At 37.6% G+C, this 13348-nt stretch carries 17 protein-coding genes; 1 reads left to right on the top strand and 16 read right to left on the bottom strand.

The genetic code is table 11. The annotated features are described in order from the left end of the window. Positions 1-13: 13 nt before the first annotated feature. From ACWPKD_RS02780 to ACWPKD_RS02745, 8 genes are all read right to left on the bottom strand, one after another. A complete protein-coding gene (locus ACWPKD_RS02780; RefSeq protein ID WP_455411151.1) occupies positions 14-859 on the bottom strand; it encodes a substrate-binding domain-containing protein in 846 nt (281 codons plus the stop codon). A 4-nt stretch (positions 860-863) separates the two neighbouring features. Continuing rightward, positions 864-1421 (bottom strand): hypothetical protein, encoded by a 558-nt coding sequence (locus ACWPKD_RS02775; protein WP_455411150.1) that lies wholly within the window; start codon positions 1419-1421, stop codon positions 864-866. Beyond that, positions 1414-1950: a GNAT family N-acetyltransferase gene (locus ACWPKD_RS02770; RefSeq protein WP_455411149.1), complete on the bottom strand. Its 537-nt coding sequence runs from the start codon at positions 1948-1950 to the stop codon at positions 1414-1416. The genes ACWPKD_RS02775 and ACWPKD_RS02770 overlap by 8 nt, the downstream gene beginning before the upstream one ends. A gap of 115 nt (positions 1951-2065) precedes the next feature. Then, positions 2066-2593, bottom strand: a complete 528-nt coding sequence (locus ACWPKD_RS02765; protein ID WP_455411148.1) for a GNAT family N-acetyltransferase — start codon at positions 2591-2593, stop codon at positions 2066-2068. After that, the gene (locus tag ACWPKD_RS02760; RefSeq protein WP_455411147.1) at positions 2593-2970 is read right to left on the bottom strand and encodes a VOC family protein; all 378 of its coding nucleotides are present in this window, start codon (positions 2968-2970) and stop codon (positions 2593-2595) included. The genes ACWPKD_RS02765 and ACWPKD_RS02760 overlap by 1 nt, the downstream gene beginning before the upstream one ends. Beyond that, positions 2971-3843: a nucleoside phosphorylase gene (locus tag ACWPKD_RS02755; protein WP_455411146.1), complete on the bottom strand. Its 873-nt coding sequence runs from the start codon at positions 3841-3843 to the stop codon at positions 2971-2973. Between the two features lie 106 nt (positions 3844-3949). Beyond that, positions 3950-4282, bottom strand: a complete 333-nt coding sequence (locus tag ACWPKD_RS02750; protein ID WP_455411145.1) for a translation initiation factor — start codon at positions 4280-4282, stop codon at positions 3950-3952. Between the two features lie 115 nt (positions 4283-4397). After that, positions 4398-5351 carry an isopenicillin N synthase family dioxygenase gene (locus ACWPKD_RS02745; protein ID WP_455411144.1) on the bottom strand — a complete coding sequence of 318 codons (954 nt, stop codon included), beginning with the start codon at positions 5349-5351 and terminating at the stop codon, positions 4398-4400. Positions 5352-5571: 220 nt separating this feature from the next. On the opposite strand from ACWPKD_RS02745, the gene ACWPKD_RS02740 reads away from it, so the two are divergent. After that, complete coding sequence (locus ACWPKD_RS02740) at positions 5572-7548, top strand: alpha-ketoacid dehydrogenase subunit alpha/beta (protein WP_455411143.1); 1977 nt, start codon at positions 5572-5574, stop codon at positions 7546-7548. A gap of 170 nt (positions 7549-7718) precedes the next feature. On the opposite strand, the gene ACWPKD_RS02735 is transcribed toward ACWPKD_RS02740, so the two are convergent. The 8 genes from ACWPKD_RS02735 to ACWPKD_RS02700 all read right to left on the bottom strand — a co-directional run bounded on the left by ACWPKD_RS02735 (position 7719) and on the right by ACWPKD_RS02700 (position 13348). Then, on the bottom strand, positions 7719-8279 hold the full coding sequence (locus ACWPKD_RS02735; protein WP_455411142.1) for a hypothetical protein: 561 nt from the start codon (positions 8277-8279) through the stop codon (positions 7719-7721). Positions 8280-8458: 179 nt separating this feature from the next. Beyond that, complete coding sequence (locus tag ACWPKD_RS02730; protein ID WP_455411141.1) at positions 8459-9277, bottom strand: cyclase family protein; 819 nt, start codon at positions 9275-9277, stop codon at positions 8459-8461. Positions 9278-9388: 111 nt separating this feature from the next. Next, the gene (locus ACWPKD_RS02725) at positions 9389-10057 is read right to left on the bottom strand and encodes a peroxiredoxin (protein WP_455411399.1); all 669 of its coding nucleotides are present in this window, start codon (positions 10055-10057) and stop codon (positions 9389-9391) included. 229 nt (positions 10058-10286) lie between these two features. Continuing rightward, positions 10287-11237: a TPM domain-containing protein gene (locus tag ACWPKD_RS02720; RefSeq protein WP_455411140.1), complete on the bottom strand. Its 951-nt coding sequence runs from the start codon at positions 11235-11237 to the stop codon at positions 10287-10289. Beyond that, the gene (locus tag ACWPKD_RS02715; protein ID WP_455411139.1) at positions 11237-11668 is read right to left on the bottom strand and encodes a TPM domain-containing protein; all 432 of its coding nucleotides are present in this window, start codon (positions 11666-11668) and stop codon (positions 11237-11239) included. Before ACWPKD_RS02715 ends, ACWPKD_RS02720 begins: the two co-directional genes overlap by 1 nt. A 44-nt stretch (positions 11669-11712) precedes the next feature. Beyond that, entirely contained in the window at positions 11713-12366 is a 654-nt protein-coding gene (locus ACWPKD_RS02710; RefSeq protein WP_455411138.1) for a hypothetical protein, read from the bottom strand. A 36-nt stretch (positions 12367-12402) separates the two neighbouring features. Next, entirely contained in the window at positions 12403-12753 is a 351-nt protein-coding gene (locus ACWPKD_RS02705) for a DUF2200 domain-containing protein (RefSeq protein ID WP_455411137.1), read from the bottom strand. A 25-nt stretch (positions 12754-12778) separates the two neighbouring features. Next, a complete protein-coding gene (locus ACWPKD_RS02700) occupies positions 12779-13348 on the bottom strand; it encodes a DUF4256 domain-containing protein (RefSeq protein WP_455411136.1) in 570 nt (189 codons plus the stop codon).

Here is a 13348-nt window from a genome sequence, read left to right as displayed (position 1 = left end):
CTCTTGAAGCTGTTTATTGTACCACAGTTTCGTAGTTGGTTTTTTCTGTAATCAAATTTAACTCAAATAATTGGTTCTGTATTTTATCAAACGTGGTTTTATCTAATTTCTTTTGTGACCAACGTGTAAGTTTCAGCCATTGTTGGATATCTTCCAGTTTTTGATGGTAGCGAGTAGCCAAAGTTCTGTCAATACTCGGGATTTCTTTAAACTCAATTGTAGTATTGTTGATAATTTCCAAAACCTGATTTACCACGTGTTTGTTGTTTTTCAGAAACTCATTTCTCACAGCGATTACGAAACAAGGCCAAGGAGTAGGGCAGTCGTCAATTCTTCTGAAAGTCCCGTTGTCCACCAAGGGCTTGGTCATAAAACGCTCCCACATGAAATAATCGGCTTTACCGGAAGAAAGCGCTTCCACGGCACCATCGATCGTATTTACAATTTCAAAGGCAATGGTTTCTGTATTCCAGTTTTGGCTTTTGGCATTCACGATAGCCATCAAATGCGAACCGGAGCCCATTCTGCTGATAGCCACTTTTTTATTTTCCAGATCGGATAAAGATTGAAAACCGGATTTAGCATCAACATGAATCCCCCAAATCAAAGGCGACTGAACATAAACCTGAACGATAGACGCATCATTTCCGGCCGAAATATCTTTTACGATTCCTTCGGATAGAATAACTGCCATATCCGTTTCCCCGTCGCGTAACATTTGACACATTTTACCGGTACCTTCCGGAACATCGGTCCATTGTAAATCGATATCTACTTCATCAAATTCACCGTTTTCGATACACAAATGCCAAGGCAGATTAAAATGCTCTGGAACTCCAGCTATACGTACTGTTTTCATTGTTTTAATTGTTTTTTGAAAGTGCTTCAATACAAGTTTCACGCAATTCCCAAAGCTCTTCTAAAGTAAGTTTTATATTAGATTCAGTCAGCCAATTTTTCAGATATTCTTTATGATAATCCACTTTAAAATCCCCAACCTGTTCCGGTTGAATAATTATTTCATTCAGTATATCTTGCCTGATCTTATCAAAATCAGAAACATTAGTCGTTAAATCAACATGTTTTCCATCAATTTTTAAATAACAATGTGCTTCCGGAATATACAGAATGTTGTTGTCAGAAAGCAATGTTCCGATAGGCGTGTTGCTTTCGTTCATTTTATACATTCCCAAAATTAGCGCTACGTTAGGAATTTTATTTTCAATGGCCACAGAGGCTGCTAAAGCGTGTTTAGAACTGCAAGTCCCTTTTTTTTCAGTGATTACCAATGAAAAATCATTTCTATTTCGATTTCTGCCGTATGGAATGACCTTGATAAAACCTAAAAATTCTTCCCATGATTCGATTCCTTTTGCAGCGAGCAAATTAGTGAGAAAACCATTTGAATTTAGATTAATCATTCCTGTAATCTTTTTTATTTATTTCAAACCAGAAACATTCATCCTCTTCATGAAAAAAAGTTCCGGTGTTCGTCATGCCTAATTTTTCAAGAATCCTTTTAGAACCTTCGTTTCCAACCATGGTGTGGGCATACACGGTTTTCAGGTGCATTTCGTTAAAAGCGTAGTCCAGACAAGCTTTTGCTGCTTCATAACCATAGCCTTTCTGCCAGAAATTCTTGATAAAACGATAGCCTAAATCATAGAAATTCTGATGACCGTTAATTTCCTCCTTATACAGTTTCAGGCCGGCCCAACCAATAAATTCATGATTTTCCTTCAGCAATACTGCCCAACGGCCAATTCCGTTTTCCTGATACTGTAGGCGGACAAAATCGATAACGTTCTGTGCTTCTTCAATGGTTTTAATCGGATTCTTGCCTAAAAATTCATGGACATCCATATCGGAATCCAAATGAAAAATACCGTCTTTATCAGAAGGGATCATTTCACGAATCAATAAACGTTCGGTTTCTATTATGATTTTCATATATGTATATTTTATTTTTTTAAGGTCATATATGGTATGCTTCGCCAGTTAGCTACCGCTCGGGTCGCCTTTTGTTTATTGGTGTTTGCGAGCAAACTTCTCTTTAGTGGCGATTTCATAATGTATTGTTTTCAAGTTCTAACCAATAACAAGGTATGTCCTTCCATAAAAATTCGGAAGTGATCTGCATGCCTAATTTTTCAAGTATTCTTTTTGACGCAAGGTTTTCTTTATTTACCGAAGCATATATTTTAGGGATTTTCATTTCCGTAAAACCGTAATTAATCCATGCAAATGCGGCTTCACTGGCATACCCTTTTCCCCAGAATTCTTCCCGAAAACGATATCCTATTTCATAAACATTTACTTTGTATTCTCCGGGTTCTGTGAGGAATTTAATCCCGGACCAGCCAATAAATTCATTGGTTTCCTTTAATACCACTGCAAATCGTCCAATACCGTTCGTTTGGTATTGATTGTTGAGATTATTGATGTAACCGATGCTTTCTTCGATAGTTTTAACGGGATTGTTTCCTAAATACGTGTTTACATTAGGATTACTGTCCAATAAAAACATTCCTTCCACATCAGAAGTAACAATCGGTCTTAAAATAAGGCGTTCGGTTTCTATTCTAATATTCATTAAACAGCTTTCAGATTTGAAATAATAATCCTGAATCCATCCGGATCAACAATCATTTTACCATTAGCATTCCAATACGGATTCTTGGAAAGAACCATTTCAATATTATTACTTATTATTCTATTTATCAGTTCGTTGTATTCTGAAACTGTAGTCGGATAAAACACTGTGATATCATCTTCATCAGGCAAATGATTCGCTTTTTCATCCGATTTTGTAAATTCCAGATGCCAGTCCGAATTTTGTCTGCCGATGAAAATCCCATCGTAGTGATCATGATTTTCAAAACTGCCCAGCAATTCAAAGCCTAAGATATCAATATAAAATGATTTAATCTTTTCTAAATCGTCTGTATGCCTTGCAATTCTGAGGTTCATTTATTCAACCAGCTTATTTAAAACATACACAATCAATTCATCCACAGCTTTGTACGGATCTGCACTGAAGGTTCCGTTGGCACGATTGGCAATAATTGCATTCATCGATAACGTTTCGTGGCCTAACAATTTTCCTAAACCATAAATAGCCGCGGTTTCCATTTCCAGATTGGTCATTCGGATGCCGTTGTAGTTGAAGTTGTCCATTTTCTGGTTCAGGTTTTCGTCCTGAATGTTCAAACGAACCACGCGTCCCTGTGGGCCGTAAAATCCGCCTGCCGTTCCGGTGAAACCTTTGTGAGTGGCTTCACTTTCAATCAGTTTGGCTAATTTTTCACTTACTTTTACTACGTAAGGGCGTCCTTTTCGCAAATCCCAATTGGTATGGTTGATAAAGGCTTCTTCAATGTTTTTATCGGTCACTTCATCAATTAAATAGGAGCGAAGCATGTTGTCCAGACCAATTGCATATTCAGACATTACAATGCTGTCTACCGGAATATCCGCCTGTAAAGAACCTGAAGTTCCGATACGAATGATATTTAAAGACGTCAGATTTGCTTTTGGCTGGCGGGTTTCCAGATCCACATTTACCAAAGCGTCTAATTCGTTTAAAACGATATCAATATTATCAGGGCCGATTCCTGTAGACATAACCGTTAAACGTTTGCCTTTGTAGATTCCGGTTTGTGTTTTAAATTCACGTTTTTGAGTGGTAAACTCAACGGAATCAAAATGTTGTGTAATTTTCTCCACACGATGCTGGTCGCCAACGAAAATAATATCATGAGCGATATGTTCCGGTTTCAGGTTTAGGTGATAAATACTTCCGTCCGGATTTAATATTAATTCTGATGATTTTATTGCTGCCATAATTTTTTTCTGAGTTACTTGGTTACTAGTTGTGTGTTTATAGTAGCTCAACTGCGACTGCGACTGCGACTGCGACTGCGACTGCGACTGCGACTAAAACTATTACTTATCCGCCAACACGCTTCACTTTAAACCCTTTTTCTTTAAGCATTTCCATGATTTTCTCACGATAATCGCCCTGAATGATGATGGCATCGTCTTTAAAACTGCCGCCAACACTCAATTTGGTCTTGATTTCTTTGGCCAGGATCTTGAAATCTTCCATTTCGCCTTCGTAGCCTTCGATTATCGTATTGACTTTCCCTTTACGTTTTTCGAATTTGCAGATTAAAGGTTCTTTCTGAATGAACAATTCATGATTCTCGTCCTGAACTTCTTCCGGTTCATTCGATTCTTGGTGTTCTGGGAATAGGTTTTTTAATTGATCGCGTAAGTCCATAAATATGAAATTTTCAAGGAGAATTTCCTATAAATTCAAAGGTATTTAAAAATTAAATTCCAAACCCCAATTTGACTTGGAATTTGGAATTTGTAAGATGTATTTTTAAGAAAAATTATTTTTTAATCAATCCTAAATCTACTAAACGTTCGTATAAGAAATCACCGGCTGTGATGTCGTCATACAATTTAGGATGTTCTGCATCGATACAGTTCTCCAGACAGTTTAATGACATATCTCCAACAGGGTGCATAAAGAACGGAATGGAAAAACGGGAAGTTCCCCATAATTCTCTAGGCGGATTTACTACCTGGTGAATAGTTGATTTTAATTTATTATTGGTGTGACGGGATAACATATCCCCAACATTGATAACTAATTCGTCCGGTTCAGCGATGGCATCAATCCATTGGCCGTCGTGATTTTGTACCTGCAATCCTTTCCCTTGCGCTCCCATCAATAAGGTAATAAGGTTGATATCCCCGTGAGCAGCAGCACGAACAGCACCGTCTTTTGGTTCATCAGTAATAGGTGGGTAATGGATTGGTCTTAAAATACTGTTTCCGTCTTTGATGTATTGATCAAAGTAGAATTCGTCTAACCCGATATAGATTGCTAAAGCTCTTAAAACATAAATACCTGTTTTCTCCAACATCTGGTAGGCTTCTTTTCCAACCGTATTGAATTTTGGTAATTCTGCAACTGTAACGTTTTCAGGATATTCCGAAGCGTATTTTGAACCTTCACTTACATACTGACCAAAGTGCCAGAATTCTTTTAAGTCTCCGGCTGAACGACCTTTAGCATGTTCTTTTCCGAAAGAAACATAGCCCCTTTGTCCGCCGATTCCAGGGATTTCGTATTTCTCTTTTACTTCGATTGGAAGGTTAAAGAAATTACGAACTTCACTGTAAAGTTCATCTACTAATTTGTCATCTAAGAAATGACCTTTTAATGCTACGAATCCAATTTCTTCGTAGGCTTTTCCGATTTCATTTACAAATTTTTGTTTACGTGCCGGATCATCCGACAGGAAATCACGTAAGTCAACACTAGGAATGTTTTGCATTGTACTTAGTTTTTGTTAATAACTTTTTCGGTTTGAAACCATTATAAAAACAAATGTAGAGAATAATTTCCGGAATAAAATAATTAAGTTGTTAACAATTCGAAAGTTTGGAAAAGGGAAGTTTGAAAGAATCAGATTTTAACGAAATATTTATCCACAACAATTTAGGCTAAAAGTGTTATTTTTTATACTTTTGGGAGCGTTAAAAAAGTACAATACAATGAACTTCGACAGAAAACAACTAACTAACGAGCAATTACTAGATTTATATAAAAAAATCCTGAAGCCGAGACTGATTGAGGAAAAAATGTTAATCCTTATCCGTCAAGGGAAAGTATCCAAATGGTTCTCAGGAATCGGTCAGGAAGCCATTTCCGTGGGAATTACTTCGGTTCTGGACAAAGACGAGTATATTTTACCGATGCACCGTAACTTAGGTGTATTCACTACAAGAGAAATTCCTTTGCACCGTTTGTTCTCACAATGGCAGGGAAAAGCTAACGGTTTTACCAAAGGACGTGACCGTTCGTTCCACTTCGGAACCCAGGAATATAATATTATAGGTATGATTTCGCACCTTGGCCCGCAAATGGGTGTGGCAGACGGAATCGCCTTAGCCAATAAATTAAAGAAAAACGGAAAAGTTACCGCTGTATTTACAGGAGAAGGAGCAACTTCCGAAGGAGATTTCCACGAGGCTTTAAACGTAGCTTCTGTATGGGAACTTCCGGTTTTATTCGTAATTGAAAACAACGGTTACGGATTATCCACGCCAACCAACGAACAATACCGTTGTGAGCAACTGGCAGACAGAGGTGTTGGTTACGGAATGGAAAGCCATGTGGTAGACGGAAACAACATTCTGGAAGTATTCAACTTAATTTCTGAATTAAAAGCTTCCATGATTGATAATCCGCGTCCGGTATTATTGGAATTCATGACCTTCCGTATGCGCGGGCACGAAGAGGCGAGTGGTACCAAATATGTTCCTCAGGAATTGATGGACATGTGGGCTATCAAAGATCCTGTTGAAAATTACAGAAACTACCTGAAAGCGACCGCTGTCTTAACAGAGGAGCAGGACGAAGCTTTCCGTGCGGAAATTAAAAAAGAAATCGATACGGATTGGGCAAAAGTTCAGGAAGAACCTGCAATTGTTGCCGATTTAGATGAAGAATTGAACGATGTATACGCTCCGTATTCCTTCGAAAGCATTGAGCCTAAAGGTGAAACCGAAAATATCCGTGTGATTGATGCAATTTCCCAGGGATTAAGCCAGTCTATGGAACGTCATCCAAATTTAGTGGTGATGGGACAAGACATCGCTGAATACGGCGGGGCATTCAAAATCACGGAAGGATTTGTGGACAAATTCGGGAAAGAAAGAGTTCGTAATACACCTATCTGCGAAAGCGTTATCGTTTCAGCAGCAAATGGTTTGTCTATCAACGGGCATAAAGCAGTAGTGGAAATGCAGTTCGCTGATTTCGTATCTACCGGATTCAACCCGATTGTAAACTTATTAGCAAAACAACACTATCGTTGGCAGGAGAAATCCGATGTGGTAGTGCGTATGCCTTGCGGAGGCGGTACACAGGCAGGACCATTCCACTCACAAACCAATGAAGCATGGTTTACCAAAACTCCAGGTTTAAAAGTAGTTTATCCGGCATTCCCTTATGACGCAAAAGGATTATTAAATACAGCCATTAACGATCCAAACCCGGTAATGTTCTTCGAGCACAAGCAATTATACCGCAGTGTTTATCAGGATGTACCTAAAGAGTATTACACTTTACCGTTTGGAAAAGCAGCTTTATTGAAAGAAGGTAACGATGTAACTATCATTTCTTTTGGTGCTGGTGTACACTGGGCTTTAGAAACTTTAGCTAAACACACTGAAATCTCTGCAGATTTGTTAGACTTACGTTCTTTACAACCGTTGGATTGGGACGCAATCTATGCATCGGTTAAGAAAACAAACCGCGTAATCATTCTTCAGGAAGATACTTTATTCGGAGGAATTGCGAGTGATATCTCGGCGATGATTATGGAGAATTGTTTTGAACACCTTGATGCTCCTGTGAAACGTGTGGGAAGTTTGGAATCGGCTATTCCTTTTATGAAATCGTTGGAAGATCAGTATTTACCGAAAGAGCGATTTGAAACAGAATTGTTGGAATTATTGAAATACTAAAAAATAGTTTTTATAGAAAAAGCCGTCTCGTTTTAGTTAACGAGACGGCTTTTTTATTTGTTATTTTTCATCAAAATAAGTTACAGTCCTCAATCAACAATAGCGATAATCCGCAACAGAGCGCGACGACCTCAGTTCGCAATCAAGAGCCACAATCTACCATTAAAGGGTTACTTTTTTTCTGTTGGAATATATGCGTATTTTTTTAACCGAAACAATTCACCGGCAACTTTTTGCGACCATATTTTTTGCGCAGTATCATTAGAATAAACAGCTTTATCATAGTCGTTCTGATATTTCTTGCATAACGCTCCTAAACGGGAATGTACTTCCTCGTATTTAGAAATATCAGTGCATTTTTTCGTGTATAAAATTTCAAATTCTTTTCTGATTTTTCGGGCGAAAATTTCAGTGATATCGAAATGTAATTGTTCATGTTCCAGCGTGAATACACTGTTGGTTGTAGTCCATGATTGGCTTTTTATAAAGTAGGATGAAATGTTAAATTTGGGTATCTCATTTTCATAATACGAAGCTGTGACTTCAATAATAGAAGCCGTCAATGCTTCAGTATTTGGCATGCTTGTATCAACATTTCCTTTAAAATCCTCCCAAACTAATTTTCGATTGCTATCCCAAAGTATTTGATCATCATTATTGTCGTTTGTTTTATTAAAACTAATAAGTGATAAAATAACAACTAAGAGCATTGATAACTTTACTGTTTTCATAGTTTGAAAAGAATTAAAATACAAATTTAGCCCGCAATTATCATGCCGTAGTTTGTGACCCTTAATTTATAACTTACAGATTTTCAGCGAGTTTAAACAAGGGCCTCTTCCATGCTTTTGTTTCTTTTAATTCATAAGGTTCAAGATTTTTGGAAAGGAAGAAACGTCTTTGGCAATTGTTATTCAACAATAGCGATAATCCGCAAGGGAGCGCCACTTCCTCCTTTGATTTTCATGGGTAATGCTATGATTTCAAATCCTTTACTTGGCAATTGATCAAGGTTAGCGAGGTTCTCAAAAGCAGGAATGTTTTTAGAAAGCAACGTCACATGACTTTCAAAATACGTTGATTGTCCATAATCAATACTTGGCGTATCGATGCCGATGGCATTAATATTACGTTTTTCAACCAACCATTTTGCCGCTTCAGGGGAAAGACCCGGGAAATGCAATTCTTTTACGGCTTTATCCCCACGATTACCAGTTCCCAGATATTTGACCTTGTCTGGATAATATTTTGAAAAACCGGTTTGCAATAGGACAATACTGCCATTCGGAATACCTGTTTTCTCTTTTTTCTCCCAATCAAGAAAATCCTGAACACTAATCAAATAATCCGGATTAGAAAGCGCCTTTGCTGAAATATCAATTTTAATAGCTTTCCCAATTAATTTTTCAAGCGGGATTTCATCTACGGTTTGCCCTGTTTTTGAGAAGTGGATTGGTGCATCTACGTGGGTTCCGCCGTGTTCCGCTGCACTGAAATTATTAGCGGAATAATAATACCCTTTCGGTGTATCGCCATTGAAGACGGTATCTAATTTAAATTCCTCCGCAGTAACCCAATAAATCGTTTCATCTGAAAAATCATACGATAAATCAATTAGTTTTCCGGCATGTGTATCAGTTGATGTATTGGGTTCTTGAGAGGATTTTGATTTGTCATCACAGGAAACTAATAGCAAAAAAAGAGTGAAATAAAATAGTGTTGTTTTCATCTGTTAAAAATTAATAACCAATTTATTTAGCATTCCTTTTATTTTTTTAAATTGAGATATTCTTCTACTTTTTTCAGAAGAAAGTACAGCTTTATTAATTCTTCCGCATTATTAGTTTAGAGTTGGCTGATGCACAATACGAAGATATGGTTTGAGTGTTTTCCATCCTTCAGGGTATTTTTCTTTTGCTTCATCGTCAGTCACTGAGGTAACGATAATTACATCCTCGCCAGTTTTCCAATTCACTGGTGTGGCAACTTTATGAGTAGCGGTGAGTTGCATAGAATCAAGCACACGCAGTATTTCATCAAAGTTACGGCCTGTTGTCATTGGATAGGTTAGGTGCAGTTTAATTTTTTTATCAGGACCGACAACAAATACGGTTCTGACCGTTTGATTATTGAGAGCAGTTCTGCCTTCTGAAGTATCAGGTTCTTCAGCAGGTAGCATATCATATAATTTTGCAATGGCCAGGTTTGGATCGCCTATCAGTGGATAATTTACTGCAAACCCTGTTGTTTCCTCAATGTCTTTTTCCCATTTAAGGTGGCTTTCCACAGGATCTACACTCAACCCGATAACCTTGCAATTACGAAGTTTAAACTCAGATTCGAGTTTTGCCATGTGCCCCAGTTCGGTAGTACAAACTGGCGTAAAATCTTTTGGGTGCGAAAAAAGAATCGCCCAACCATCACCAATCCAATCATGAAAATGAATGATACCTTGTGTGGTTTCCGCCTGAAAATCAGGTGCAGTGTCTCCTAATCTGATACTCATAATTTATTGATTTAAAGTTGTTTATAGTAAAAAAAAATATACTACAAATTTACTAATAAAAGAAGATAAGTATTTGTTTAATTATTTAAAAACAGACACGTAATAACTTTATAATCAATAAGTTAAGTTAAATCGTCTACGCCTTTGTATAGTGCAATTTTTTTCTGATTGTTTAATTTAAAAAATGGTATTAACAGTTCAATGTAGCATCGAATAGGGAAGAAGGCTCAAATTACCAGCCTCCTGAAGCACCGCCCCTACCAAAAGATCCGCCACTGCCGGAAGAACTGGATGAACTGCTTCCTGAGCTGAAAGAACCGCTGCTGAAACTACTACCGGAACTACTTCCAATGCTACTGCTACTGGAGGAATAGTTGCGGTTGTTATTGTAAAATCGGGGTCTCATATAAAAATTGTTGCTAACTCCGGAACCGCCCATATTGGTATAACCGTAATTAGCATGCTGCCCGAACACTGTTTTACCCTGAGCCAGTCTTATAATAGCAACAACTATAAAAATAAACAACGCAAAGCAAAGAAACCCAATAGCAAAAACCGTAGCAAAAGCCGACTGTTCCTCTTCAGGTGATTTTTCTTCAGCCACAACAGGAACATTACTTATCCCTTGATAACTGCCCGGTTCCCGCTGTAAATCAGTAACAAAGTTCTCAACAGCAACGGTTTGGCTTTCATTTGTAAATTCAGTTTTCAGTTTATCGAAAATAGCATTGAGTCCCTGGCTGATTCCCATGAAGAAATCCCCTTCCTTAAATTGCGGGGTTATTACCTGATCGATGATTCGTTTTGTTTCGGCATTAGTCATTACAGCCTCGATTCCGTAGCCGTTTTGAATGGTCATGTTTCGGTCGTCTTTGGCAATAAGCATTACGATACCGTTGTCTTTTCCGCGTTTGCCGATGCCCCATTTCTGTCCGAGCGCTTTTGCATACGACTCGATTTTTACACCTTCTGTGGAATAAACGACCATGACCATAATTTCAGTTGATGTAGTGAGGCAATAGTTCTTCAGTTTTTGATTTAAAATTGCCTTTTCATCAAAAGTTAACGTAATGGTACTGTCAATTATAAATGGAATCTGTTTTGGTCTTTCAGGAATATTTATCTGTGCTGTAACACTTAAAAAACTATTGAAAATAAGGGCTAATAAAAGTAATTTCTTCATTAGTAGGATGAAATTTCGTTTGACAATTCGTTTGCGTTTTCCTGCTCAAAAGGGAAGAAGAGCTGTAATTGATTGGCAGCCTGTTCAATTCCTGTAACAAGCCCTTTTTTAAACAAACCCTGTTTGAAGAGCTCCAGAACGTTATTCTTGGTGGCTTCCCAGAAATCAGGGGCAACTTTATCATTAATGCCTTTGTCGCCGATAATAATGAGCGATTTCGATTTCACACAGATAAAGAACAAAACTCCGTTTTTTAAATCAGTGTCACCCATTCCCAATTCATGGAAAACCTTGTGTGCGCTTTCAAAGGAAGGTTTTTTGTTTCCGTATTCGATATGGACACGGATTTCACCGGAAGTCTTTTTTTCGGCCGCTGCGATGGCTTGAACAATTTCATGTTCTTCTGAATTGCTTAATAGCTTTTTTGTCATGTTTAAATTTGGTTCTGTCAGGTAATTAGAATGATAATTTTCAATTATTCTTCATAAAATATATTGAATATTTCATGACGGTATTTATAAACACTGTCGATAAATACCTTATCGGTTTTAGCCAGGTATTTGTAATCCTCAAAATAGAGTGGTGTTTTGGCCACTTCGGTTTCAATCATATTTTTTAAATAGCCGCTGGTGTATTTTTCACGATTATGAAGCGCCTCAATGGTATTAATCATCGCTTCTTTCTGTTTATCAGAATAATTTTTCTCTCTTTCATACAGTTCACATTCCGTAAAAAGATGAATGCCGATGGCTTGTTGTTTAAGGTTTTCGTTGAACGATAAAGCATTCTTATCGCTATTCTTACCAAACAATTTGTGATAAGTACCGTTAAAGAAAGAGTATTTGTAGCTTAATGTTTCGTTTCTGAATTCAAAATCCTTCTGAAAGCCGAAATCAGAAGCCCAAAGCGAGATAAATATATAATAACCGATAAGAGCCCCGTAAAGAAAGACATTCTTTAAAATAGAAATCGGAGCTAAAATCTGGGCAATATTAACAAACACCAAAATAAAAACCGCAACAGCAAGAGAATAAACCGAATCTCCTCTATATGCAAAGGACGGTGTTATCATCAGGCAGAACAGTAGTATTGCTAATACTCTAAAGCATTTTCCAAGTATGACTCTCACTAAAACAGTATTTTTATTAATCCAGCAGTTTGTCTTTTATTTTCGAAGAATCTTTTCCATCGGCCTTCCTTTTGCCAACTCGTCAATCAGTTTGTCCAGATAGCGGATTTCCCGCATGAGTTTATCTTCAATATCTTCAATACGATACCCACAGATTACACCGGTAATTTTAGAAACATTAGGATTGATTTGAGGTGCCTGTGCAAAAAAGGTTTCAAAATCCGTTTGGTTGTCCAAATGATGCTGAAAGGTTTTTTCGTCATAGCCGGTGAGCCAGAAAATAATTTCGTGTACTTCTGCTTTAGTACGGCCTTTCTTTTCCGCCTTAGTAATATAATGTGGATAAACACTCGCGAATTTCATTTTGTACACTCTGGAATTGTCCATGGTAACGCTGTTTGGTTAAATGTTTTTACACTTTCAATATTCCTCTGAAACCTCTTACGGCATAATATGACTCCGCGCCGTTATGATACACAAATGTCGTGCCGTAGCGAAAATCGCAAAACAAAGCACCTCCTAATTTTCGGATAGCGGCTGGTGTTTTTATCCAACTTGATGATTTCATATCAAAATCACCCAGTTGCTGTAATTCACGGTATTGTTCTTCAGATAAGATTTCAATATTCATGGCTTTTGCCATATCGATAGCGCTGTTTTTGGGCTTATGTTCTTTTCTGGAATCCAGTGCTTCACGATCGTAACAGATACTTCTGCGTCCTTTAGGGGTTTCAGCGGAACAGTCACAAAAAATATATTCCTTTGTTTTTGCATCAAAACCGATAACATCCGGTTCACCGCCAGTGTTTTCCATTTCGTTCAACGACCATAATTTATCAGGATTGGTTTCCAGTTTTGCCTGTACTTCATTCCAATGCAGTTCTTTATGACGGGCTTTGTTTTTCTCAAAACGGGTTTGCAGCACTTTAAGCAATTCATGCTGTTGTTCCTGGGCCATACTCATTTTATCCGACTGTTTCAT

This window comes from Flavobacterium pedocola, assembly GCF_053764385.1.
This window is presented reverse-complemented; position numbering and strand designations above follow the sequence as displayed.

Excerpts from the sequence above, each read along its gene's own strand:
- ACWPKD_RS02770 (WP_455411149.1), bottom strand. The coding sequence starts at position 1,950 with ATGAAAATCATAATAGAAACCGAACGTTTATTGATTCGTGAAATGATC.
- ACWPKD_RS02720 (WP_455411140.1), bottom strand. The coding sequence starts at position 11,237 with ATGAAGAAATTACTTTTATTAGCCCTTATTTTCAATAGTTTTTTAAGT.
- ACWPKD_RS02765 (WP_455411148.1), bottom strand. The coding sequence starts at position 2,593 with ATGAATATTAGAATAGAAACCGAACGCCTTATTTTAAGACCGATTGTT.
- ACWPKD_RS02740 (WP_455411143.1), top strand. The coding sequence starts at position 5,572 with ATGAACTTCGACAGAAAACAACTAACTAACGAGCAATTACTAGATTTA.
- ACWPKD_RS02715 (WP_455411139.1), bottom strand. The coding sequence starts at position 11,668 with ATGACAAAAAAGCTATTAAGCAATTCAGAAGAACATGAAATTGTTCAA.
- ACWPKD_RS02775 (WP_455411150.1), bottom strand. The coding sequence starts at position 1,421 with ATGATTAATCTAAATTCAAATGGTTTTCTCACTAATTTGCTCGCTGCA.
- ACWPKD_RS02780 (WP_455411151.1), bottom strand. The coding sequence starts at position 859 with ATGAAAACAGTACGTATAGCTGGAGTTCCAGAGCATTTTAATCTGCCT.
- ACWPKD_RS02705 (WP_455411137.1), bottom strand. The coding sequence starts at position 12,753 with ATGGACAATTCCAGAGTGTACAAAATGAAATTCGCGAGTGTTTATCCA.
- ACWPKD_RS02755 (WP_455411146.1), bottom strand. The coding sequence starts at position 3,843 with ATGGCAGCAATAAAATCATCAGAATTAATATTAAATCCGGACGGAAGT.
- ACWPKD_RS02735 (WP_455411142.1), bottom strand. The coding sequence starts at position 8,279 with ATGAAAACAGTAAAGTTATCAATGCTCTTAGTTGTTATTTTATCACTT.
- ACWPKD_RS02745 (WP_455411144.1), bottom strand. The coding sequence starts at position 5,351 with ATGCAAAACATTCCTAGTGTTGACTTACGTGATTTCCTGTCGGATGAT.
- ACWPKD_RS02700 (WP_455411136.1), bottom strand. The coding sequence starts at position 13,348 with ATGAAACAGTCGGATAAAATGAGTATGGCCCAGGAACAACAGCATGAA.
- ACWPKD_RS02750 (WP_455411145.1), bottom strand. The coding sequence starts at position 4,282 with ATGGACTTACGCGATCAATTAAAAAACCTATTCCCAGAACACCAAGAA.
- ACWPKD_RS02730 (WP_455411141.1), bottom strand. The coding sequence starts at position 9,277 with ATGAAAACAACACTATTTTATTTCACTCTTTTTTTGCTATTAGTTTCC.
- ACWPKD_RS02760 (WP_455411147.1), bottom strand. The coding sequence starts at position 2,970 with ATGAACCTCAGAATTGCAAGGCATACAGACGATTTAGAAAAGATTAAA.